Origin of the sequence: Streptomyces lichenis, assembly GCF_023218175.1 — a bacterium.
Taxonomy (GTDB): domain Bacteria; phylum Actinomycetota; class Actinomycetes; order Streptomycetales; family Streptomycetaceae; genus Streptomyces; species Streptomyces lichenis.
In genome coordinates this window covers 65,670-87,769 of record NZ_JALPTH010000008.1, presented here as the reverse complement: position 1 = coordinate 87,769, position 22,100 = coordinate 65,670, and the positions used below count along the sequence as shown (strand labels likewise).

Below are 22,100 nucleotides of genomic sequence, written 5' to 3'. Positions count from 1 at the left end.
CGCCACCGAGTCGGCGGCCAGCGCGGGCAGGGAGTGCCGGGTCCTCGGCCCCTCACTCGGGTGATACGGCTCCGGCTCCCCCTCGTCCTCCTCCGGAAGCTCCCCCTCCGCCCGCGTGACCAGGGCGATCAGCTCCCGCTCGGACGGCGGGGGCGAGGCCACCGCCACGATCACCCGCTCCGACGGGCCGTTGACCCGAGCCCAGTGCACCCCCGGGTGCCGTTCCAACGCCTCCTCGATCCGCGCGGCCACCAGCGCGCCGCCCGCTCCGTGCAGCCCGTGCGCCGCGATATGGCAGCGCCCCTCCCGCCACCCCACCCCGCGCCGCGGGACCCCGAGCAGCGTCCCCGCCACCTCCGCCGCGCCCCGCGCGCCTGCCGCCACCCCGTACCCCACTCCACCCGCGATCGGCCCCAGCAGCGAGGGCGGCCACAGCGAGAGACCTGGCAGCGACAGCATGGGCGGCCTCCGGGTGGGGGAGCGCGCGGGTCGGGGGAACGCGCGAGCGGGGGGAACGCGACCGTCCGCTTCCGGGCGGCCCGTCCCTCCCATCCTTAACCCGAAATCGGGCATACCGCCCACGAGAAGGGGTCAGAACCCCCTGGTCCGCTTCGCCGCCCGGCGCAGCGCCGCCGAGGCCGGGGAGCGCATGAACAACCGCGCCAGCTCGCCCCCGAGGTTCACCCCGATCGCGATGGCCAGCGCCAGCGCGGCCGCCCGCGCCAGCGAGGTGAAACCGTCGTCCATGTTGTTCTGCGCGATGTTCAGCACGCCGAGGTAGGTGGCGCTACCGGGCAGCAGCGGGCCGATCGCCGCCGTCACATACGGCAGCGAGGAGGTGTGCTCCCAGCGGGCCATCAGCTGCCCGAACAGACCCACCGTCCCGGCCGCCGTCGCCGTCGCCATCACCGACGAGCCGCCCGCGGTCACCGCTATGGCGGCGTACACCACCCAGGCGATCCCGCCGTTGAGGGCCACGATCAGCACCGTGGTCCGCTCCTGCTGGAGCAGTACGGCGAAGGTCACCGACAGCAGCACCGCCGCCAGGATCTGGATGACCGGCCGCTCCTCGCTGTTGAGCACCCCCTCCGGGTTCAGCGTGGCGCCGAGCTGCACACCCCCGTACAAGACCGTCAGCACCCCCACCACAATGGCGACAAAGAAGTACCCGACCTCCAGCAACCGTGCCGACGCGGTGATGTAGAACCCGGTCAGCCCGTCCTGCACGGCCGCCACCAGCGCCCGCCCCGGGATCAGCGCGAACAGCCCACCGGTGATCACCGCCGAGGGCTGGAGCCCTGCGTGCAGCAGGCTCGCGCCCACCCCCAGCGCCGCCGGGGGCGCGGCCGCCACCGCGAACTGGTAGAACTCCGGCAGCCCGCGCCCGGCCGCCAGCCAGGCCAGCCGGTCGCCGAGCATCGCCCCGGCCGCGGCGATCAGGAACACCGCGAGCCCGCCGCCGAGCAGCAGCGACGCCGACCCGGCCAGCCCTCCGGCCGCCGCCGTCAGCACCCACCCCGGATAGGGGTGCCGGTTGCGCCGGATCTCCGCCAGCCGCCGGTACGCCTCCTCCAGCGACACTTCCTGGTCCGCCGAGTTGATGTCCGCGACCAGCAGATACACGGCCGACAGCCGCGTGTAGTCGGTGCCCCGCCGCCGCACCGTGCGGCTCGCCGTCACCGGATCGTCCACCAGCGACGGCTGGTGCGTCACCGACAACAAGGTGAACGTGACCGTCGGCTCGCACCGGTCCAGACCGTACGAGCGGCAGATCGCGAACATCGCCGCCTCGACGTCCTCCGCGCCCTCGCCGCCCGCGAGCAGCAACTCCCCGATACGCAGGGTCAGGTCCAGCACCCTCGGGACGGCCGGCCCGGTGTCGTCGTCCTGCTTCTGCGCCGGCTCCGGCACCGGGCGCTCGCTCACCGGCATCCGCAGCATGGTGCGCATCCGGTCCTGCCAGGGCGCGTCCTGGGACAGCTTCAGCGAGGGGAAGCCCTGCGCGGGTGTGAAGGCCGGCGGCGACTGCCGCGCCGAGTACGTCGCCGGCACCGCGAACGCCGAGCCCTCCGGCTCCACCGCCGCCGGCTCCGCCGCGAACCCCTTGGGCATCGCGAACTCGGACGTCGGCTGGTCCAGCTCCGGCAACGGCGGCTGCTCCACCCCCAGCGGCGGTGTGAACGCGCTGTGTGCCTCGTCCGACTGCGGCTTACGGTCCTCGGGACCGTCCGACTCCGGCGCCACCGTACTCGTCCCCACTCCTGTCCGAATCCCTGCCCGTCCCACCAGACGCACCCGGCTCACCAGGCCCGCCTGCCCAGTATGGGCACCTTCAAGGCCCCACCCGAACCACCACCCCACCAGGGCGGCAGGTCGTCACCCCTACGATCAGCACATGATCCGCGCGGTGGTGTTCGACGTCGGCGAGTGCCTGGTGGACGAGACCCGGGAGTACGGCACCTGGGCCGACTGGCTCGGCGTCCCCCGGCACACCTTCGCGGCCCTGTTCGGCGCCGTCATCGCCCAGGGCCGCGACTACCGCGAGGCCTTCCAGGTGTTCCGCCCCGGCTTCGACTTGTACGCCGCTTCGACTTGTACGCGGAGCGGCAGCGGCGCGCGGACGCCCCCCGGCGGTCGCCGCCGGAATGCCGACCGCACTCGTCCACCTCGGCCCCCCTGGGCCACGATCCAGTGGGACAGCCCCGAGGCCAGGGAGCTGCCGACCTTCCGGGTCGAGTCCCTGGCGGAACTGCCCGGCCTGATAGCGGACTTCAACGCCCGAGCGCGCTGACCGCGGTGCTCCAGCGGCACAGCTGGTCGTCGAGGCCGCGTACGCAGCGCTCGTGCTGCCACGGCGTGAGGGCGCGCCGTACGTCGCGGACTCGCTCCATGCCGGTGGCGTACCAGGTGATCTCCAGCAGGTCGAGCGCCTCGCGGGCGTAGTCGCAGGCGCGCTCCGGCTGCCCGTCGTGGCGGTGAGCGGGGGCCGGGATGTGTACGCCTGTCCCGCGCACACCGGCGGCTTGGCCGCCCCGTTGGACGACACTCTGGCGGCACTCGCGTACTACCGGGACGCTCGTCGCCGGAGCCGCTGAGCTTGCCCGGCTGCCCTGCGCCTACGCGAACGGGCGGCGCACCGGTCTCCGTAGGAGAGAACAGGTGCGCCGCCCGTTCGGCGCAAGGGGCCGGGCTCAGTGCTCGGCGGCCGGTTGCGTCAGTGCTTGTCGCCCTGCTGGGCCAGGCGCTTGTACGAGTTCTCGATCTCGGCCTCGGCCTCGGCGCGGCCGACCCAGTCGGCGCCCTCGACGGACTTGCCGGGCTCCAGGTCCTTGTAGACCTCGAAGAAGTGCTGGATCTCCAGGCGGTCGAACTCCGACACGTGGTGGATGTCCCGCAGGTGCTCCACGCGCGGGTCGGACGCCGGGACGCAGAGCAGCTTGTCGTCGCCGCCCGCCTCGTCGGTCATCCGGAACATGCCGATGGCGCGGCACTTGATCAGGCAGCCCGGGAAGGTCGGCTCGTCCAGGATCACCAGGGCGTCCAGCGGGTCGCCGTCCTCACCGAGGGTGTTCTCGATGAAGCCGTAGTCGGCCGGGTAGCTGGTGGACGTGAACAGGCGGCGGTCCAGCCGGATGCGGCCGGTCTCGTGGTCCACCTCGTACTTGTTCCGCGACCCCTTCGGGATCTCGATGGTGACGTCGAACTCCACGGGTGGTTCCTCCAAGATCAGCACAGGACAAAACGACGGTGACGCCGCGCCTCGGCGGCGCCCCCGGCCGATTCGGACCGCCGTGCTGCCCGGGGGTGCCGTGCTCGCGGCACAGCTCGGTGGTTAAGTGTCCCTTACGCAAACGTGTGCTCGCGAAAGGGGCTGGTCAGCCGTGCTGGAGCCGAAGGTGCTGCGGCTCACCGCGGGGTCCGCGGCGCTCGGTCTGGTCCTGGCGGCCGGAGCTGCTGCCCTGGCCGGCCCCTGGGACTCGGGTCAGCGTACGGCCGAGCGGACCGCGGCGACCGCCCGCCTCCTGCCGGGTGGCGCAGATCACGGCCCCGACCGCCCCGGCGCCACCGCCCCCGAGCCCGGCGAATCGGACTCGGGGGGTGAAACGGACACGGGTGATGGTGCGGCGTCCGGCGGGCCGGACTCCGGGCGGCCCGGGGGCGCCCTGCCCGGCCGCCCCCAGCCCGTACCGGCGCCCAGCGCCGCCGGCGTACTGACCGCCCTCGGCAGCGGCTCCGCCGCCAAGGCCGCCGCCCCCGCGCCCGCCGCGCTCGCCAAGCGGCTGGACCCGCTGCTGGCCGCCGACGCGCTCGGCGCCCGGCGCACCGCCTCCGTGGTGGATGCGAGCACCGGCAAGGTGCTGTACGGCAAGGGCGCGGGCACGCCCATGACTCCCGCGTCCACCATCAAGATCGCCACCTCGGTCGCCGCGCTCTCCGCCCTCGGCCCCCACCACCGCATCCCCACCACCGTGGTCGCCGACCCCGCCGACGCCCGCCGCCTCACCCTGGTCGGCGGCGGCGACCCCACCCTGGACGAGCGGCGGCTGCGGGCCCTCGCCCGGGACACCGCCCGCACCCTGCGCGACCGGGGCGCGGGGAAGGTCCGGCTCGGCTACGACACCTCCCTCTACACCGGCCCCGTACGGCACCCGATCGGCGTCAACGACAACCTCGCCCCGGTCACCGCCCTGATGACCAGTGAGGCCCGGGGCAGCGGCCCCGCCACGGGGCCCACCCCCCGCTCGGCCGACCCCGCCGGGGACACCGCCCGCGCCTTCGCCGCCCTGCTCAAGGCCGAGGGCGTGACCGCCGAGGAGGCCCCCCGGCCCGCCCGCGCCCCCCGGAAGGCCGACCAGGTCGCCCGTACCCTCTCCGCCCCGCTCTCCGCGCTGGTCGAACGGACCCTCACCGACAGCGACAACGACCTCGCCGAGGCACTGGCCCGGCAGACCGCCCTCGCCCACGACCAGCCCGCGAGCTTCGCCGGCGCCGGCCGCGCCACCGTTGCGGAGCTGCGCAAGCTCGACGTACCGCTGAAGGGCACCCGGTTCGCCGACGCGAGCGGGCTGGACCGGGCCGACCGGCTCACCCCGGCCACCCTCACCGCCCTGCTCGCCCTCGCCGCCGACTCCGGCCGCCCCGGACTGCGCCCCGCCCTCACCGGACTGCCGGTCGGCGGCTTCAGCGGCACCCTGGCCGGCCGCTTCGCCGACTCCCCGTCCGGCGTCTCGTCCGGCGTCTCGTCCGGCGCCGGGCTGGTCCGCGCCAAGACCGGCACCCTGAGCGGCGTCAACGCCCTCGCCGGAACGGTGGCCACCCCGGACGGCCGTCTGCTGGCCTTCGCCTTCCTGGTCGACGGCACCCCGGCCCCGGAAGCCGCCCAGACCGCCCTGGACGAGCTGGCGACCGCCCTGACCCGCTGAGGCCGATGCGGGGCCGGTTCACGGGTACGGCCCGCCCCGGAAGGTCCGCGCGCACCGGGCGGGCCCGCCTCCGCCGGACGGCCGCCGGTTCCGGTCCGGCGCCGGGCGACGCCGGGTGGCCGCCGGTGCGGCTGGGCGCCCGCGTACAGCCGGACACGTCGGATGTGCCACCGGTGCGGCGGGGCGCCGCGTGCGGCCGGGCAGCCGGGTGTGGCCGGGCAGCCGGGTGTGGCGGCCGGTGCGGGCTCGGTCGCCCCGCCCCGACGATCCGCCTACGCCGGGAGGCCCGCGTGCGCCGCCGGTGCGGCCTCGGTCGCCGGTCGCCCCCGGCCCGCCCCGGAAGGCCCGCGCGCACCGGGCGGGCCCGCCTCCGCCGGACGGCCGGTCACCGCCTCGTACTCACCAAGAGGTGCGGAGGCGGCCGTTCCGGTCCGGGTGGCCGCTTTCGGCCACCGCCGCTTCGGCCTCCCGCCCGTCCTCGTCCCTCTCCCGGATCGCGTCCGAGCACGTACGGTTGACGCATGACGAGCATCGGTGGTGCCGAGATGGTCGACTGGAACCTCGCGGTCTCGACCGCGACCCGACTGGTACGCCCAGGGCCGGAAGTGACCCGCGACGAGGCGCGCGCGGTCGTCGCGGAGCTGCGGCGGCACGCCAAGGCGTCCGAGGAGCACGTCCGGGCGTTCACCCGGATGATCCCCGAAGGACACGAGCCGGAGGACACCCCCGTCCTGGTCGTCGACCGGGCCGGCTGGGTCAAGGCCAATGTCGCCGGCTTCCGCGAACTGCTCAGCCCGATGCTGGAGAAGATGCGCGAACGCCGCTCCGGCTCACCCGGCGGCGCCGTGCTCGGCGCGGTCGGCGGCAAGGTGACCGGCGTCGAGCTGGGCATGCTGCTGTCCTTCCTGTCCTCCCGGGTCCTCGGCCAGTACGAGACCTTCGCCCCGGCCACCCGCGAACTGCCCGCCGGAGCCAAGGGCGGCGGCCGGCTGCTGCTCGTGGCGCCCAACATCGTCCATGTCGAGCGCGAGCTGGACGCCGACCCGCACGACTTCCGGCTCTGGGTCTGCCTGCACGAGGAGACCCACCGCACCCAGTTCGCCGGGGTGCCCTGGCTGCGCGACCACCTGAAGAACGAGATCCAGTCGTTCCTGGCCGCCACCGACATGGACCCCGCCACCGTGCTGGAGCGGCTGCGCGAGGCCGCCCAGGCGCTGGCCGGGGCCCGCCCCGAGGGCGAGCGGGACGAGGACGGCCGCTCGCTGGTCGAACTGGTCCAGACGCCCGAGCAGCGCGAGGTCCTCGGCCGGCTGACCGCCGTGATGTCGCTGCTGGAGGGGCACGCCGACTACGTGATGGACGGCGTCGGCCCCCAGGTCGTCCCCTCGGTCGCGGAGATCCGCGAGAAGTTCCAGCAGCGCCGGGCTCGCGGCGCCTCCCGGCTCGACCTGGCGCTGCGCAAACTGCTCGGGCTGGACGCCAAGCTCCGCCAGTACCGGGACGGCGAGCGGTTCGTCCGGGCCGTGGTGGACCAGGTCGGCATGGACGGCTTCAACCGGGTGTGGACCTCGCCGAACACCCTGCCCACCAAGGCGGAGATCGCCGCCCCGGCGGACTGGGTGGCCCGGGTGCACCGCAGGGCGGAGTGAATCCCGACCGGCGCGGCGCCGACAGGTTCACGCCCTCCCAATCACCCATCCGAGGGACCGTGGGGAGCGGGTAGGCGTGCGATCCTCGGGGGAAGGGTCCGGTTCTGTCACCATCGACGCACTCTCCGTGACCGGACCCGGCGGGCTCGTCGGGCCTGGTCACCGCACCGGAGGCCGACCCTCCGCGGCGGGTGAGTGACCGAACCCCCCGTCCCGGCCGTTAGGACTGCGGCCGAGGCACTCCACCGAGGCTTTCCCAACTTCACACGAAGGGCTCCGGACATGGGTCCCCATCCAGCGGTCGCGGCGATACGCCTGGCGGTCCGCCGCGTCCTCCATGACGTCCTGGACAGCGACGTCCTCCACCACGACGGCCCCGGCCGCCCCGCGGGCCTCGCCGGCAGCGGTGCCTCCGACCGCCCTGGGAGCGCTGTCTCCGACGCGCCCACCACCCGGCAGACGGGCCTGGCCGGTCTGCCCGCCCCGGCCGCCGCCCTGCCGCCCGAGCGCCCCGCCCACCCACCCGTCGAACGGCTGTCCAGCGGCCTCCGGGTCCCCGCCGACCGCGCCACGGCCACCGGGCCGGCCGCCGGTACGAGCGCGGCCCAGCCGCCCGCCGCCGAGGGCACCGTGGCGTCCGCCGCACCCCCGGCCCGTACCGGCTCCGAACCCGACATGGGCGCCTCCCCGGCCCGCACCGGCTCCGACCCCGCCGCCACCCCGGCCGCCGAGCCCGGCACCGACGCCCTCCCGGCCTCCGACTCCGGCGCCCGTCCGACCCCCAGCCCCGCCCCCGGCGACGAGCGGCCGCTGGTGCTGGTGGCCTGCTCCGGTGGCGCCGACTCCATGGCGCTGGCCTCCGCCCTCGCCTTCGAGGCCCGCAAGCTTCCCGTCCGCGCCGGGGCCGTCACCGTGGACCACGGCCTCCAGCCCGGCTCCGACCTGCGCGCCGCCGAGGTCGCCCAGCGGCTGCGGGACCTCGGGCTGGACCCGGTCGAGGCCGTCACCGTCACCGTGGGGCGGGCCGGCGGGCCCGAGGCCGCGGCGCGGGACGCCCGGTACGCGGCCCTGGACGAGGCCGCCGAGCGCCTCGGCGCCGCCGCGGTGCTGCTCGGCCACACCCGCGACGACCAGGCCGAGACGGTCCTGCTCGGTCTGGCCCGCGGCTCCGGCATCCGCTCGCTCTCCGGGATGGCCGCGGTCTCGGGGGCCGCCGGCCGCTACCGCCGCCCCTTCCTCCAGCTCGACCGCCAGACCGCCCGCAAGGCCTGTCTGGTGCAGTCCCTGCCGGTCTGGGACGACCCGATGAACGCCGACCCCGCCTACACCCGCTCCCGGCTCCGCCACGAGGGCCTGCCCGCCCTGGAGAAGTCCCTCGGCAAGGGCGTGGTCGAGGCCCTCGCCCGTACCGCCCAGCTCTGCCGGGACGACGCCGACGCGCTCGACGCCTGGGCCGCCGACGCCGACGCCTCCGTACGCGACGAGTCCGGCCGGCTGGACTGCGCCAAGCTCTACGCGCTGCCGCCCGCCGTACGCCGCCGGGTGCTGCGCCGGGCCGCCGTCGAGGCCGGTGCGCCGGCCGGTTCGCTGTTCGCCCGGCACGTCGAGGAGATGGACCGGCTGATCACCGGCTGGCGGGGCCAGGGGGCGCTCAACCTGCCCGGGCGCGTCGCCGTCCGGCGGCAGGGTGGCAGACTGGTCATCCGGCAAGGCTGACGCTGCAACGAAAGTGACCCGGGTGAACGAGAAAGACATGGGCACCGACCTCAAGTCGGTGCTCATCACCAAGGAAGAGATCGACGCCAAGCTGGCGGAGCTGGCCGCGAAGATCGACGCGGAGTACGCCGGCAAGGACCTGCTCATCGTGGGTGTCCTCAAGGGCGCCGTCATGGTGATGGCGGATCTGGGGCGGGCGCTGTCCACCCCCGTCACCATGGACTGGATGGCCGTCTCGTCCTACGGAGCCGGCACCCAGTCCTCCGGTGTGGTCCGCATCCTCAAGGACCTGGACACCGACATCAAGGGCAAGCACGTCCTGATCGTCGAGGACATCATCGACTCCGGACTGACCCTGTCCTGGCTGCTGTCGAACCTCGGCTCCCGGGAGCCCGCCTCCCTGGAGGTGTGCACCCTGCTCCGCAAGCCGGAGGCGGCCAAGGTCGCCATCGACGTGAAGTGGATCGGCTTCGACATCCCCAACGAGTTCGTCGTCGGCTACGGGCTGGACTACGCGGAGAAGTACCGCAACCTGCCGTTCGTCGGCACCCTCGCCCCGCACGTCTACGGCGGCTGACACGGCCGCGCACCCCCCGGCCCGCGCCCGAGTCCGCCCGGCGGCCGTCCGTCCGCCGGTACCCGGGCGTGATCGGGAACCTGGACCTTCTTCCCGGCGTTGGAGCATGGGAAGGCGGTCACCGGTGACAATGCTGGGGTACCGTCCGAAGAACAGCTTTTCCCATAGCGTTTTCCACAGCTTTTCCACACAGCAGCAGAAGCAGCAGGAACGGCACCGCCTGACGGCGGCGGCGACAGCGGCGAAGACCGCGGCCGCGAGCCCGCCAGGCAGCAGTTCCCACCCAGCAGCATCTACCTACGGGCAGGAGGGACGGGGCGTCACCGCCTCGTATGGATGGACGTGAAGCGATACTTCCGTGGGCCGGTCATGTGGATCGTGCTGGCCGTCCTCGCCGTGGTCGTACTGATGCAGGTCGTCGGCTCGTCGGGCGGCTACAAGACGGTGGACACCGGCCAGGTCGTCCAGGCGATCGACAAGAACCAGGTCGACCAGGTCAAACTGACCACCGGCGACGAACAGATGATCAAGGTCGACCTCAAGGACGGCCAGAAGGTCGGCGACAGCGACAAGATCCAGGCGAGCTACATCGGCAGCCAGGGCGCCGACCTCGCCGCCACCCTGCAGCAGAAGTACGAGGCCGGTGACATCGAGAAGGGCTACACGGTCTCGCCGTCCAAGCAGAGCCCGTTCCTCTCGGTCCTGCTCTCGCTGCTGCCCTTCGTCCTGATCGTCGTGGTCTTCCTGTTCCTGATGAACCAGATGCAGGGCGGCGGCTCCCGGGTGATGAACTTCGGGAAGTCCAAGGCCAAGCTGATCACCAAGGACACCCCCAAGACCACCTTCTCCGACGTCGCCGGCTCCGACGAGGCCGTCGAGGAGCTCCACGAGATCAAGGAGTTCCTCCAGGAGCCCGCCAAGTTCCAGGCCGTCGGCGCCAAGATCCCCAAGGGCGTGCTCCTCTACGGCCCGCCCGGCACCGGCAAGACCCTGCTGGCCCGCGCCGTCGCCGGCGAGGCCGGGGTGCCGTTCTACTCGATCTCCGGCTCCGACTTCGTCGAGATGTTCGTCGGCGTCGGCGCCTCCCGGGTGCGCGACCTCTTCGAGCAGGCCAAGGCCAACGCCCCGGCCATCGTCTTCGTCGACGAGATCGACGCCGTCGGACGCCACCGCGGCGCCGGCCTCGGCGGCGGCCACGACGAGCGCGAGCAGACCCTCAACCAGCTCTTGGTCGAGATGGACGGCTTTGACGTCAAGGGCGGGGTCATCCTGATCGCCGCCACCAACCGGCCCGACATCCTCGACCCGGCGCTGCTGCGCCCCGGCCGCTTCGACCGGCAGATCGCCGTCGACCGCCCGGACATGCAGGGCCGGCTGGAGATCCTCAAGGTCCACCAGAAGGGCAAGCCGGTCGCCCCGGACGTCGACCTCTCGGCCGTCGCCCGCCGCACCCCCGGCTTCACCGGTGCCGACCTGTCGAACGTGCTCAACGAAGCCGCGCTGCTCACCGCGCGCAGCGACAAGAAGCTCATCGACAACCACATGCTGGACGAGGCGATCGACCGCGTGGTGGCGGGCCCGCAGAAGCGGACCCGGATCATGTCGGACAAGGAGAAGAAGATCACCGCGTACCACGAGGGCGGACACGCCCTGGTCGCGGCGGCCTCACCCAACTCCGACCCGGTCCACAAGATCACCATCCTGTCCCGCGGCCGGGCCCTGGGCTACACCATGGTCCTGCCCGACGAGGACAAGTACTCGACCACCCGCAACGAGATGCTCGACCAGCTCGCCTACATGCTGGGCGGCCGGGCGGCGGAGGAACTGGTCTTCCACGACCCGACCACCGGCGCCGCCAACGACATCGAGAAGGCCACCGCCACGGCCCGCGCGATGGTCACCCAGTACGGCATGACCGAGCGGCTCGGCGCCATCAAGTTCGGCGGCGACAACACCGAGCCCTTCCTCGGCCGCGAGATGGCGCACCAGCGCGACTATTCGGAAGAGGTCGCCGCGCTGGTGGACGAAGAGGTCAAGAAGCTCATCGAGACGGCGCACAACGAGGCCTGGGAGATCCTGGTCGAGAACCGCGACGTCCTGGACAACCTCGTCCTCGCGCTGCTGGAGAAGGAGACGCTGGGCAAGGAGGAGATCGCCGAGATCTTCGCCACCATCACCAAGCGCCCGGCCCGCCCGGCGTGGACCGGCTCCTCCCGCCGCACCCCCTCCACCCGGCCCCCGGTCCTCTCCCCCAAGGAGCTGGCCCTCACCAACGGCGCCGGCTCCGCGGCCGCCGCCATCGACACCGCCAAGGCGACCCCCTCGCCCGACCCGGTGCCCGAGGAGCGCCCGGAGGCCTGAGGCCCCTCCGGACACCCGGAATGCACGCCGCGCCCCCCAGGTTCTAGCCTGGGGGGCGCGGCGTTCGCGTAGGCGCCGAGGGGCGGGCCGGTCCGCCCGGCTCAGGCGGAGCGCACGCACGACCACGTGCGCTCACGGCAACACGGAACGAGGCACAGATGACCGACCCGGTGACGCTGGACGGCGAGGGCGCGATCGGCGAGTTCGACGAGAAGCGGGCCGAGAACGCCGTACGCGAACTCCTCATCGCGGTCGGCGAGGACCCGGACCGCGAAGGCCTGCGGGAGACCCCGGCCCGGGTGGCCCGCGCCTACCGCGAGATGCTCGCGGGGATGCGGATGGACCCGGAGGACGTGCTGACGACGACGTTCGACCTGGGGCACGATGAGATGGTCCTCGTTAAAGATATTGAAGTAGTATCATTCTGTGAACATCATCTTTTGCCGTTTCATGGTGTCGCGCATGTGGGGTACATCCCGGCCGACAGCGGCAAAATCACTGGTCTGAGCAAGTTGGCGCGCCTGGTGGACGTCTTCGCCCGCCGTCCGCAGGTGCAGGAGCGGCTGACAACGCAAATCGCAGATTCGCTGATGCGAATACTGGAAGCGCGCGGAGCCATCGTCGTCATCGAGGCCGAGCACATGTGCATGTCGGTGCGCGGCATCCGCAAGCCCGGCGCCAAGACCACCACCTCGGCGGTACGTGGCCAACTGCGTGACGCTACTACACGTGCCGAGGCCATGTCTCTGATATTGGCACGTTGAGGGCAAGCCGCTTGTAGCACTCCATACCGTCCTCGATCAGCAGATCACATGGATCACTGATCGAGGGGTTCGGTATGAACGGTGGGTTGGCCAGCAAGCAGATGGTGAGCACGGTCGACGGAGTGGCGCAGGCGAAGACGGTCGTTCCCAGGCGGGCTCTCTGGACGCTCGACGGCTCCAAGACGGCGCGGACCGTGGTGACAGGCGTGACTGCCGTCTCCGGCCGCGAGGCGGTGGAGGTGGTGACCGACCGCGTCACCTTCACCGCGGGTCCCGGGCTTCTTCTCGCCACCCCTGACGGCTGGAAGCCCGTGCCGGAGGCGGCAGAGGGGCTGGTCGCCTGGACTCCACCACGGAAGCTTCACCGAGGGCGGTTCACGGTTCGGCCGGGGTGGCACTTCGGCTATACCGTCGGTGCTGTCTGTTCCGACGGAACGGTGGGGAAGAACTACGTCTCGTTGATCGTGAACGACAGGGGTTTCGCCTCCCGTTTCGCTGACGCGCTGACGGCGTGCACCGGTCTCTCGGCTCGGTTGGAGCCGGTCACCCGTCCCTCCGGGTATCTGCGGCGAGATGTGCCGGGCTTTCGAGTGCGCGTGGTCTCCTCGTATCTGGCCGACCTGATGCGGCAGTACGTCGGTGGCGACGCCCATCACATGCGGCAGCGCTTCCCTCGCGTCGTTCTGCGCGACCTGGAGACCTTCGCCGGATTCATGGACGGGTATGTGGACGGGGACGGCTTCCGCGTGCGAACCGGGTTTCAGGGGCGAGTCGTGGTATCCGCCAATGTCGCGTTCCTGGCGGAGTGGGCGGTGGTCATCGGAGCCCGGATGACCCCCTCAGCGGTTCCCGGGCGCGCCTCCCGTTTGTACATCTCCGACCGCTGGCACCGCCGGGGCACCTATCGGGCGGAGTCGCACCCCCTACAGCTCCACGAGTCCGGCTGGGTCCGCGTCCACGAGGTCCGCCCCCGGCCCGCGCTCGGTGCCAAGCCGTTCACGTTCTACGCCTACCGGCTCGACCCGCACCCCGACCTTCCTGGTGAACGGGCACCTGGCCCGCCAGGACGGCTGACCGGCGGTCTCGTCAGGCGGCCGGGGCCGTCTGGTCGTCCTCGTCTTCCGGGAGCTTGCAGACGCGCTCCAGGAAGAAGGCGGCGGCGATGACGGCGGCGGCGGTGAGGACGGAGAAGCCGGCGTAGATGGCCTGGTCGCGGCGGGCGGGGATGTCCAGGGAGCCGAGCAGGAAGACGCCGGTGCCGCCGTACATCCCGCCGACCAGGGCCGCGACCAGGGCGCTGGCCTGGCCGAAGACGACGGCGCGGGCGGCCATCATCGGCTCCACGCCCTTGGCGTCCGGGCGGCGTTCGCGCTGGGCGCGGAGCCGGGAGCGGAGGGAGAGGGCGGTGGCGGCCAGGACGGCGGCGATCACCGCCAGCACGATGGGCGCGGCCAGGGGGACGCTCGGCAGGGTGCCGAACGACTCCCACAGCCGGGCCCCGCCCCAGCACAGGATTCCGGCCACGGCGAACACGCCGACCAGTACCTTCAGCCGCAGTTGCTTCACCGGTGGTCCCTCGTCGTCGTGGTCGGGTCGATCACTCCAACGCTACTCGGGCAGGCGCAGTTCCAGGTCGCCGCGCGGGGCGATGCCCTCGCGGCCGACGCTGGTGAGCAGGTCGGCGACGGGGCCGGCGCCGGGGAGCTGTGCCTCGGGGTCCACGTCGTGCCAGGGCGCGAGGACGAAGGCGCGCTGGTGGGCGCGGGGGTGGGGGAGGGTGAGCACCGGGTCGTCGGAGACCACGTCGGCGTACGAGATGATGTCGACGTCGATGGTGCGGGCGCCCCAGCGCTCGTCGCGCACCCGGTGGAAGGCCTCTTCGACGGCGTGCGCGCGCTCCAGGAGGGACGCCGGGGGGAGGGTGGTCTTCACCACGATGACGGCGTTGAAGTAGGAGGGCTGGGAGGCCGGGTCGACGCCCCAGGGCTCGGTCTCGTAGACCGGGGAGACGGCTTTGACCCGTACGCCGGGGGTGTCCTCCAGGGCGTCGATGGCGCCCTGGAGGGTCTCCAGCCGGTTGCCGAGGTTGGCGCCGAGGGCGATGACCGCGCGGCGGGGGTTGCTGAGGGTGGAGTCGGCGGCGTCGACCTGGGCCGTCACGGCGGCGGGCACCGGCTGGACCGTGGGGTCGCTGGGCGTGGGGTTCATGCGCGGCTCCGGGTGATGGTGATGGTGACGTCGTCGAAGGGGACGGTGATCGGGGCGTCCGGCTTGTGTACGACGACCTCCACCTCCTGGACTCCCTCGTGCTTGAGGCACTGCTGGGCGATGCGCTCGGCGAGCGTCTCGATCAGGTCGACCGGCTCGCCCTGGACGACGTCCACGACCTCTTCGGCCACGATCCCGTAGTGCACGGTCTTCGCCAGGTCGTCGGCGGCGGCGGCGGGGCGGGTGTCGAGACCGAGCACCAGGTCGACGATGAACGTCTGGCCCTCTTCGCGCTCCCGGGGGAAGACGCCATGGTGCCCGCGGGCCTTGAGGCCGCGCAGCGCGACACGATCCACGCGAATCACTCCTGCTGTCGTTGGTCCGGTGGGCACCGCGCCGGGTGCGGTCGGCCCCGGTGCCACCCGTCGAATCTACCCGCGGGCACTGACAGGGTCGGTGCGCGGGCCCCGGGTGGGGCGGCTGGGAGGGCCGGGGCCGGGTCCCGGGTGCGGGGAAGGCCGGTCGGTGCCTGTAGGGGGTCCCTACCCGGTCCCCACCCGTCAGGAGCCTGGTTCTTCGGCCTCGTCACCGCTGCTTTCGGCCAGAACGGGGGAGCCGTGGTGGGACCAGACCCGCCAGCCCTCGGGTGTGCGGCGGAACACATTGGTGGCGACCACCAGCTGGCCGACGAGCGGGCCGAGGTCGTCGCCCTCCTCGGCGGGCCCGCCGCTGAGGATGTTCTCGGTGCAGGTGACCAGGGCGGTGTCGCCGGCCAGGGACACCCGGACGTCGGTCAGGAAGAACTGGATGTACTCGGTGTTGGCCATGATCAGGGCGTACGAGCGGAGCACCTCGCCGCGGCCGGTGAGCAACGGCCAGCCGGGGTGGACGCAGGAGATCTCGCCGTGCCCGGCGTCCAGCCAGAGGTCGGAGAGGGTGTCGAAGTCGCCGCGCTCCATGGCCTCGTAGAAGGCGGTGTTGGCCTGCTCGACGGCCTCGGTCTCGGTCCCGGCGCCGCTCACCGGGCGCCCTCGACGGCCCGGGCGACCCGTACCGCGTCGGCGGTGGCGCGGACCTCGTGGACGCGTACCGCCCAGGCGCCTTCGTGGGCGGCGAGGGCGGAGACCGCGGCGGTGGCGGCGTCCCGTTCCCGGGCGGGCGGCACGGTGGCGCCGCCGTCGCGGGCCAGCACCCGGCCGAGGAACCGCTTGCGGGAGGCGGCGACCAGCAGGGGGCGGCCGAGGGCGCGCAGCTCGGGGAGGTGGGCGAGGAGGGCGAGGTCGTGTTCGGCGTTCTTGGCGAAGCCGAGGCCGGGGTCGATGAGGATGAGTTCGGGGGGGATGCCGCCAGAGACGACGGCGTCCATCCGCTGCCGGAGCTCGGTGGCGACCTCGGCGACCACGTCCTCGTAGACGGCGAGGCTGTTCATGGTGTCGCTGAAGCCGCGCCAGTGCATGACGACGAAGGGGACTCCGGCGGCGGCGACCGAGGGCACCATCCGGGGGTCGGCCGCGCCGCCGCTGACGTCGTTGACCAGCACGGCGCCGGCTTCGACGGCCTTGCGGGCGACCGAGGCGCGCATGGTGTCCACGGAGACGACCGCGCCTTCGGCGGCCAGGCCGCGGACGACGGGCAGGACGCGGCGCAGTTCCTCGTCCTCGTCGACCCGGGGGGCGCCGGGGCGGGTGGACTCGCCGCCGACGTCGACCAGGTCGGCGCCCTGGGCGACCAGTTCGAGGCCGTGTTTGACGGCGGCGCCGGTGTCGAACCAGCGACCGCCGTCGGAGAAGGAGTCGGGGGTCACGTTGACGACTCCCATGACCGCACAGCGGTCCCACTCCGGCAGTCCCCGGACCGTGCCCCGTCCGCGCGAGATAGTCATGGACACAGCCTAGAACCGCGGGGAGGGGCGGACCCGGTCGGCCGGGAGCCGGGGCCCGTCCGCCCGGGTGCGGGCGGCCGGTGGGGCGCGGTGTGGCGGCGGTCAGGCGGCGCGTACCTCGTGGGCGGTCTCCCGCAGGGTGTGATGGGGGCAGGGGGTGGCCGGGCGGCGGCGGGTCAGCGGGCCGGGGAGTGCGACGTTGACGAACCCCTCGGCGCGCATCGCGGCCAGTCCGATGCGGGGCAGCTCGCGGGTGGTGCGGTAGACCACGAAGCGGGGCTCCCAGCGGGGCTGGAACTTGGCGTTGAACTTGTACAGCGACTCGATCTGGAACCAGCGGGAGAGGAAGACCAGCAGCCCGCGCCACATCCGCAGCACCGGTCCGGCGCCGAGCTTCTCGCCGCGGGCCAGGGCCGAGCGGAACATGGCGAAGTTGAGCGAGACCCGCTTCACGCCGAGGGCGGGCGCGGCCTGGAGCGCGGCGGTGATCAGCAGTTCGTTCATCCCGGGGTCGGCCGAGCGGTCACGCCGCATCAGCTCCAGGGACATGCCGTCCGGGCCCCAGGGGACGAAGTGGATGATCGCCTTCAGGTCGCCGTGGGCTCCCTTCTCCGCCTGGCCGCCGCCGGTGGTGTCCTCGGCGCGGTGGGCGGTGGCGATCACCGCGTCACCGTCGGCCGCGTCGCCGATCCGGCCGAGCGCCATGGAGAAGCCGCGCTCGGTGTCGGTGCCGCGCCAGTCCGCCGCGGCGCGCCGGATCCGCTCCAGCTCGCCCTCGGAGAGGTCGCGGACCCGGCGTACCCGGGTCTCATAGCCGTTGCGTTCGATGCGCTTGACCATCTGGCGGACGTTGCGCATGGCGCGCCCGCTGAGGGAGAAATCCGCGACGTCCACCACCGCCTCGTCGCCGAGCTCCAGGGCGTCCAGCCCGGTCTCCCGGGTCCACACCTCTCCGCCGGTCTCCGAGCAGCCCATCACGGCCGGGGTCCAGGAGTGCGCGGTGGCCTCGTCCATGAACCGCTCGATCGCGCCGGGCCAGGCCTCCACGTCGCCGATGGGGTCTCCGCCGGCGAGCATCACCCCGTTGACCACCCGGTAGCAGACGGCGGCCTTGCCGCTGGGGGAGAAGACCACGGCCTTGTCCCGGCGCAGCGCGAAGTGGCCGAGCGAGTCCCGGCCGCCGTGCTTGTCCAGCAGGGCGCGCAGCCGCTCCTCGTCGTCGGTGGTGAGCCGGGCCACCGGGTGCTCGGGGCGGAAGGCGAGGTAGACGGTGGTGATGGCGGTGAGCAGGCCGAGGGCGCCGAGGGAGTAGCCGACCGTCCAGTCCACGTTGCCGCGGTAGCCGACGGGGCCCTCGAAGCCGAACAGGCCGTACAGCACGTGCTCCAGCCGGTCGCTGAGGCTGGGGTCGCCGATCGTCTTGCGGGGGTGGGCGCTGACGATCGCCAGACCGAGCATAAGAGAACCGGCGCCCATCAGGACGAAGTTGGCGAGAGCTCGCCATCGGCTGCGCGGGTCGGGCAGTGCGGCGAACTCGCCGCGGTGGCGCAGCAGCAGGGCGAGCAGCAGCAGCGGCAGCAGCACGCCGATGAGCGAGTGGCGGTACGCGAACTGGGCGAGCGCCCCGGCGGGCAGCAGGACGACCGCGGCCCGCCAGGCCCGGCGCTTGCGGCGCTTGAGGCCGTGCGCGAGCAGGAGCAGCAGGACGCCGACGCTGACCGCGAGGGCCGCCGACAGCGGGCCGAGGGTGCCGGGCAACACCTCGGCGAGAGCGTGCATCCGGCTGGCGCGGAAGCGCGGGAAGACTCCGGCCGCGATGTCGATCAGGCCGATGAAGGTGCAGGCCGTGCCGACGAGGGTGGGCACCTTCTCCGGGCGCGGGCCGCGCAGCATCCGGCGCGTCCGGCCCGGAACCGTTCCGGACTTGTCCCCATCTACCGTGACAGACATCGCTTCCCGTGACTTTCGCGTTCAAGTGGTTCGCCGCCTCTGTGTGCGGAGGCTGCGGCGCCTCTGCGGACAGAGGCTGTGGCCCTGCCCCCTGCGGACAGGGGCCGTGCTGCCTCTGCGGACAGAGGCCCGGGCGCCCTTCCGGCCGGTTGCCGACGCGGACCGGGCGGGCGTCCTGTAGGACGAGCGGGGCGGGGGGCGGGTTCATCGGGTGCCGGGAAATCCTCGGCGGCGGCCGGAAGACGCACAGGCCGCGTACGAGTGGACGGACGGGAGCGGAACCGCCATGGACCTCGGGCTGACCAGCACAACGGTGCTGTGGGCGGCGGTGCTGGCCGCCGGGGCGCTGTTCGCGGTGACGGTGTGGCGTTGGCCGCGGCTGGCCGGGCGCGGGCCGCTCCCGGTGCTGGGCCGGGTCGGGCTGCTGGCGGCGGTGCAGCTCTCGCTGTTCGCCGTGGTGGCGCTGGCCGCGAACCGGACGTTCCTCTTCTACGGGTCCTGGGCCGATCTGCTGGGCCGGGAGCAGGGGCCGGGGGTGGTGGTGGACCACTCGGCGGGCCGGGGCGCGGGATCGGTACGGGTGCTGGGCCGCGAGGACGCGCCGGGCGCCCCGGGCGGGCGGATCGAGAAGGTCGCGGTGTCCGGCGGGGAGTCGGGGATCGCGAGCCCGGCGCTGGTGTATCTGCCGCCGGAGTACGTCCGTGCGGGGCACCGGGGGCGGGACTTCCCGGCGGCCGTGGTGCTGACCGGGTATCCGGGCACCGCGGAGAACCTGATCACGGGGCTGGACTACCCCCGTACCGCGTACCGCCTGGTGCAGGAGGGGCGGATGAAGCCGATGGTGCTGGTGATGATGCGGCCCACGGTAGCCCCGCCGAGGGACACCGAGTGCGTGGACGTGCCGGGCGGGCCGCGTACCGAGACCTTCTTCGGCCGGGATCTGCCGAGGGCCGTCTCCTCGGCGTACCGGATCGGTTCGGCGGCCCGGAGCTGGGGGATCATCGGGAACTCCACCGGCGGCTACTGCGCGCTCAAGATCGCGATGCACCATCCGGAGCGGTACGCGGCCGGGGCCGGTCTGTCCGCCCACTACCGGGCGCCGGAGGACGTGACCACCGGGGATCTCTTCGGCGGCGACCAGCGGTTGCGCAACCGGGCCGACCTGCTGTGGAGCCTGGACCACCACGTGCCGGGCCGGGCGCCGCGCTCCTCGTTCCTGGTGACGACCTCCCGTGAGGGCGAGTCCGAGCGGGCGGCGACCCTGGACTTCATCGCCCGGGTGCGGCCGCCCGCCCGGGTCTCCTCGATCACCCTGGACAGCGGCGGTCACAACTTCACCACCTGGCGGCGGGAGGTCCCGCCCGCGCTGGAGTGGCTGGGCGGGCGGCTCTCGGCGGGGTGAACCGCCCTGACGGCGGGGGCGGTCAGCCGACCGTCTGGATATCGGCCTCGGCGCGGGCGATGGCCTGGGCGTCGGCGGCGGTGGAGCGGCGCAGCGCCTCGTGCAGCCGGGCGGGGGTGAGGACGCCGAGGAAGCGGTTGCGGGCGGCCGGGTCGAGGACGGCGATCCATCCGGCGTCGTGCTGGAGCATGGTGGCGAAGGCCTGCTTCAGCGAGGCGCCGACCGGGAGCCAGGCCTCCATCCGGCGGGCGTGCTCGCGCACCGAGCCGCCCAGGGCGGCCTGCTCGGCCGATATCCAGCCGTGCAGCTGGTCGTCGCCGTCCAGCACCACGGCCCAGCGGGCGCCGAGGTCGCGGGGCAGGGTGTCGTCGAGGTGGACCACCGGCGGGGTCTGGAGGTCGCCCGGTTCGATGGGGGTGACCGAGAGCCGCTTCAGCCCCCGGTCGGCGCCCACGAAGTCGGCGACATAGGGGGAGGCGGGCGCGCCCAGCACGGTGGCGGGGGCGTCGAACTGCTCGATCCGGCCCTCCCCGTAGACCGCGATCCGGTCGCCGAGCCGGACCGCCTCCTCGATGTCGTGGGTGACGAAGAGCACGGTCTTGCGCACCTCGGACTGAAGGCGGAGGAACTCGTTCTGCAGGTGCTCGCGGACCACCGGGTCGACCGCGCCGAAGGGCTCGTCCATGAGGAGGACGGGCGGGTCGGCGGCGAGCGCCCGGGCCACCCCGACCCGCTGGCGCTGGCCGCCGGAGAGCTGGTGGGGGTAGCGGTCGCCGTGCACGGCGGGGTCCAGGCCGACGAGTTCGAGGAGTTCGGCGGCGCGGGCGCGGGCGCTGCCGCGCTTGACCCCGAGCAGATGGGGGACGGTGGCGGTGTTGTCCAGGACGGTCCGGTGCGGGAAGAGGCCGACCTGCTGGATGACGTAGCCGATCCGGCGGCGCAGTTCGACGGGGTCCTCGGCGGCGATATCGCGCCCGTCGACCTCGATACGGCCCTCGGTCGGGTCGATCAGCCGGTTGACCATCTTCATGGTGGTGGTCTTGCCGCAGCCGGACGGCCCGACGAGCGTGACGAGTTCGCCCTCGGCCACCTCGAAGGACAGGTCGTCCACGGCGGGCGTGCCGTCCGGGTAGCGCTTCGTGACGTGCTCGAATCGGATCATGCGGCCATTGTGGCCCGACGTACGCCGGTTCGAACCAGTCATGTGTGAAGGCCGTGTTTCGTGGTGTGGCCGGTCTGCGGACGGGCATCGGTGATTGTCGGTGGTGGGGGTTAGGGTCGGTGGCGGATCGAACTGCGGCTCGAAGCGCGGCCATGGAAGCGCGGTGCGGAGAGCGGCATACGAGAGCCATGTGAGGGACGGCTCACGGGGACGGGGGAGGTGAGGGCGGATGGGCACCGGATGCCTGGTGGCCAACGAGTGGATCTGCGGCGAGTATCTGCGCTCGCGCGCGTCCGAGTTGACCGATGCCACGCTCCAGCACGTCTGGATCACGGTGGTGTCGGTGCTGCTCGGGCTGGTGGTGGCCTTCCCGCTGGCCCTGCTGGTGCGGGCCCGGCCGAGGTTCGCCGCCCCGGTGCTGGGGCTGACGACCGTGCTGTACGCGATCCCCTCGCTGGCCATGTTCTCGCTGCTGCTGCCGCTGTTCGGGCTGTCCGCCGCGCTGGTCGTCACCGGACTGGTGCTCTACTCGCTGACCATCCTGGTACGGAACATCCTGGCCGGGCTGGCCGCGGTGCCGGAGGAGGCCCGGGAGGCCGCGCGCGGGATGGGGTACGGGCCCGCGCGGCTGCTGTGGGAGGTCGAGCTGCCGCTGGCGCTGCCCGCGGTGCTGGCCGGGGTGCGGATGGCCACGGTCTCCACGGTGGCGCTGACCACGGTCGGTGCCCTGGTGGACTACGGCGGCCTCGGCACCCTGATCACCACCGGGCTGAAGAGCTACTTCAAGGCGCAGGTGCTGACCGCCTCGGTGCTCTGCGTGCTGCTGGCGGTCGCCGCCGACCTGCTGCTGCTCGGGCTCCAGCGGCTGCTGACCCCCTGGACCCGCACCGGGAGCGGCCCGGCCGGCGGCGGTCGCGGTCGGGCGGGCGGTGACCGCGGTCGGGCGGGTGCCGGTTCGGCGAGCGGCGCCGGAAGCGGTGCCCGAATAGGCAAGGAGGCGGGCTGA

Annotated in this window: 20 protein-coding genes; 10 read left to right on the top strand and 10 right to left on the bottom strand. The window is 73.1% G+C overall.

Going from position 1 to position 22,100, the window contains the following annotated elements; genetic code table 11:
• Positions 1-591: 591 nt before the first annotated feature.
• A complete protein-coding gene (locus M1O15_RS10855) occupies positions 592-2,259 on the bottom strand; it encodes a threonine/serine exporter family protein (protein ID WP_372499441.1) in 1,668 nt (555 codons plus the stop codon).
• A gap of 136 nt (positions 2,260-2,395) precedes the next feature.
• On the opposite strand from M1O15_RS10855, the gene M1O15_RS10850 reads away from it, so the two are divergent.
• On the top strand, positions 2,396-2,791 hold the full coding sequence (locus M1O15_RS10850) for a hypothetical protein (RefSeq protein WP_248633285.1): 396 nt from the start codon (positions 2,396-2,398) through the stop codon (positions 2,789-2,791).
• Here M1O15_RS10850 and M1O15_RS10845 read toward each other — a convergent pair.
• Both M1O15_RS10845 and M1O15_RS10840 read right to left on the bottom strand, forming a co-directional pair.
• Positions 2,772-3,014 carry a hypothetical protein gene (locus M1O15_RS10845; protein ID WP_372499439.1) on the bottom strand — a complete coding sequence of 81 codons (243 nt, stop codon included), beginning with the start codon at positions 3,012-3,014 and terminating at the stop codon, positions 2,772-2,774. The two genes, M1O15_RS10850 and M1O15_RS10845, sit on opposite strands and share 20 nt — an antisense overlap.
• Before the next feature lie 200 nt (positions 3,015-3,214).
• Positions 3,215-3,709, bottom strand: coding sequence for an inorganic diphosphatase (locus tag M1O15_RS10840; protein ID WP_248633283.1), 495 nt, complete (start codon positions 3,707-3,709; stop codon positions 3,215-3,217).
• 172 nt (positions 3,710-3,881) lie between these two features.
• Between M1O15_RS10840 and dacB the strand changes: the two genes are divergently transcribed.
• From dacB to M1O15_RS10805, 7 genes are all read left to right on the top strand, one after another.
• Positions 3,882-5,423, top strand: coding sequence for a D-alanyl-D-alanine carboxypeptidase/D-alanyl-D-alanine endopeptidase (gene dacB / locus M1O15_RS10835; RefSeq protein ID WP_248633282.1), 1,542 nt, complete (start codon positions 3,882-3,884; stop codon positions 5,421-5,423).
• Positions 5,424-5,944: 521 nt separating this feature from the next.
• Entirely contained in the window at positions 5,945-7,072 is a 1,128-nt protein-coding gene (locus tag M1O15_RS10830) for an Rv3626c family coenzyme F420 biosynthesis-associated protein (protein WP_248633281.1), read from the top strand.
• Between the two features lie 675 nt (positions 7,073-7,747).
• A complete protein-coding gene (gene tilS, locus M1O15_RS10825; protein ID WP_248633491.1) occupies positions 7,748-8,788 on the top strand; it encodes a tRNA lysidine(34) synthetase TilS in 1,041 nt (346 codons plus the stop codon).
• A gap of 37 nt (positions 8,789-8,825) precedes the next feature.
• Positions 8,826-9,365: a hypoxanthine phosphoribosyltransferase gene (gene hpt, locus M1O15_RS10820; RefSeq protein WP_248633490.1), complete on the top strand. Its 540-nt coding sequence runs from the start codon at positions 8,826-8,828 to the stop codon at positions 9,363-9,365.
• Between the two features lie 336 nt (positions 9,366-9,701).
• Positions 9,702-11,726: an ATP-dependent zinc metalloprotease FtsH gene (gene ftsH / locus M1O15_RS10815; protein ID WP_248633280.1), complete on the top strand. Its 2,025-nt coding sequence runs from the start codon at positions 9,702-9,704 to the stop codon at positions 11,724-11,726.
• 158 nt (positions 11,727-11,884) lie between these two features.
• The gene (gene folE, locus M1O15_RS10810; protein ID WP_248633279.1) at positions 11,885-12,490 is read left to right on the top strand and encodes a GTP cyclohydrolase I FolE; all 606 of its coding nucleotides are present in this window, start codon (positions 11,885-11,887) and stop codon (positions 12,488-12,490) included.
• An 86-nt stretch (positions 12,491-12,576) separates the two neighbouring features.
• Positions 12,577-13,656 (top strand): hypothetical protein, encoded by a 1,080-nt coding sequence (locus tag M1O15_RS10805; RefSeq protein WP_248633278.1) that lies wholly within the window; start codon positions 12,577-12,579, stop codon positions 13,654-13,656.
• Here M1O15_RS10805 and M1O15_RS10800 read toward each other — a convergent pair.
• The 6 genes from M1O15_RS10800 to M1O15_RS10775 form a co-directional block, all read right to left on the bottom strand.
• Positions 13,577-14,056: a DUF3180 domain-containing protein gene (locus M1O15_RS10800; RefSeq protein ID WP_248633277.1), complete on the bottom strand. Its 480-nt coding sequence runs from the start codon at positions 14,054-14,056 to the stop codon at positions 13,577-13,579. The two genes, M1O15_RS10805 and M1O15_RS10800, sit on opposite strands and share 80 nt — an antisense overlap.
• Positions 14,057-14,098: 42 nt before the next feature.
• Positions 14,099-14,698 carry a 2-amino-4-hydroxy-6-hydroxymethyldihydropteridine diphosphokinase gene (gene folK, locus M1O15_RS10795; protein ID WP_248633275.1) on the bottom strand — a complete coding sequence of 200 codons (600 nt, stop codon included), beginning with the start codon at positions 14,696-14,698 and terminating at the stop codon, positions 14,099-14,101.
• The gene (folB, locus tag M1O15_RS10790; protein ID WP_248633273.1) at positions 14,695-15,054 is read right to left on the bottom strand and encodes a dihydroneopterin aldolase; all 360 of its coding nucleotides are present in this window, start codon (positions 15,052-15,054) and stop codon (positions 14,695-14,697) included. The genes folK and folB overlap by 4 nt, the downstream gene beginning before the upstream one ends.
• A gap of 204 nt (positions 15,055-15,258) precedes the next feature.
• Positions 15,259-15,720, bottom strand: a complete 462-nt coding sequence (locus M1O15_RS10785) for a nuclear transport factor 2 family protein (RefSeq protein WP_308282280.1) — start codon at positions 15,718-15,720, stop codon at positions 15,259-15,261.
• Positions 15,717-16,580 (bottom strand): dihydropteroate synthase, encoded by an 864-nt coding sequence (gene folP, locus M1O15_RS10780; protein ID WP_248633271.1) that lies wholly within the window; start codon positions 16,578-16,580, stop codon positions 15,717-15,719. Before folP ends, M1O15_RS10785 begins: the two co-directional genes overlap by 4 nt.
• Positions 16,581-16,682: 102 nt before the next feature.
• Complete coding sequence (locus tag M1O15_RS10775) at positions 16,683-18,530, bottom strand: phosphatidylglycerol lysyltransferase domain-containing protein (protein ID WP_248633270.1); 1,848 nt, start codon at positions 18,528-18,530, stop codon at positions 16,683-16,685.
• A gap of 286 nt (positions 18,531-18,816) precedes the next feature.
• Here M1O15_RS10775 and M1O15_RS10770 point away from each other — a divergent pair, with 286 nt between their 5' ends.
• Positions 18,817-19,932, top strand: a complete 1,116-nt coding sequence (locus M1O15_RS10770) for an alpha/beta hydrolase (RefSeq protein ID WP_248633268.1) — start codon at positions 18,817-18,819, stop codon at positions 19,930-19,932.
• 22 nt (positions 19,933-19,954) lie between these two features.
• Here the strand turns inward: M1O15_RS10770 and M1O15_RS10765 are convergent, their stop codons facing one another.
• Positions 19,955-21,094, bottom strand: coding sequence for an ABC transporter ATP-binding protein (locus M1O15_RS10765; RefSeq protein ID WP_248633267.1), 1,140 nt, complete (start codon positions 21,092-21,094; stop codon positions 19,955-19,957).
• 229 nt (positions 21,095-21,323) lie between these two features.
• Between M1O15_RS10765 and M1O15_RS10760 the strand changes: the two genes are divergently transcribed.
• The gene (locus tag M1O15_RS10760) at positions 21,324-22,100 is read left to right on the top strand and encodes an ABC transporter permease (RefSeq protein WP_248633266.1); all 777 of its coding nucleotides are present in this window, start codon (positions 21,324-21,326) and stop codon (positions 22,098-22,100) included.

Excerpts from the sequence above, each read along its gene's own strand:
- M1O15_RS10850 (WP_248633285.1), top strand. The coding sequence starts at position 2,396 with ATGATCCGCGCGGTGGTGTTCGACGTCGGCGAGTGCCTGGTGGACGAG.
- folP (WP_248633271.1), bottom strand. The coding sequence starts at position 16,580 with ATGACTATCTCGCGCGGACGGGGCACGGTCCGGGGACTGCCGGAGTGG.
- M1O15_RS10770 (WP_248633268.1), top strand. The coding sequence starts at position 18,817 with ATGGACCTCGGGCTGACCAGCACAACGGTGCTGTGGGCGGCGGTGCTG.
- M1O15_RS10760 (WP_248633266.1), top strand. The coding sequence starts at position 21,324 with ATGGGCACCGGATGCCTGGTGGCCAACGAGTGGATCTGCGGCGAGTAT.
- tilS (WP_248633491.1), top strand. The coding sequence starts at position 7,748 with ATGGGCGCCTCCCCGGCCCGCACCGGCTCCGACCCCGCCGCCACCCCG.
- folE (WP_248633279.1), top strand. The coding sequence starts at position 11,885 with ATGACCGACCCGGTGACGCTGGACGGCGAGGGCGCGATCGGCGAGTTC.
- M1O15_RS10830 (WP_248633281.1), top strand. The coding sequence starts at position 5,945 with ATGACGAGCATCGGTGGTGCCGAGATGGTCGACTGGAACCTCGCGGTC.
- folK (WP_248633275.1), bottom strand. The coding sequence starts at position 14,698 with ATGAACCCCACGCCCAGCGACCCCACGGTCCAGCCGGTGCCCGCCGCC.
- hpt (WP_248633490.1), top strand. The coding sequence starts at position 8,826 with ATGGGCACCGACCTCAAGTCGGTGCTCATCACCAAGGAAGAGATCGAC.
- M1O15_RS10775 (WP_248633270.1), bottom strand. The coding sequence starts at position 18,530 with ATGTCTGTCACGGTAGATGGGGACAAGTCCGGAACGGTTCCGGGCCGG.
- M1O15_RS10765 (WP_248633267.1), bottom strand. The coding sequence starts at position 21,094 with ATGATCCGATTCGAGCACGTCACGAAGCGCTACCCGGACGGCACGCCC.
- ftsH (WP_248633280.1), top strand. The coding sequence starts at position 9,702 with ATGGACGTGAAGCGATACTTCCGTGGGCCGGTCATGTGGATCGTGCTG.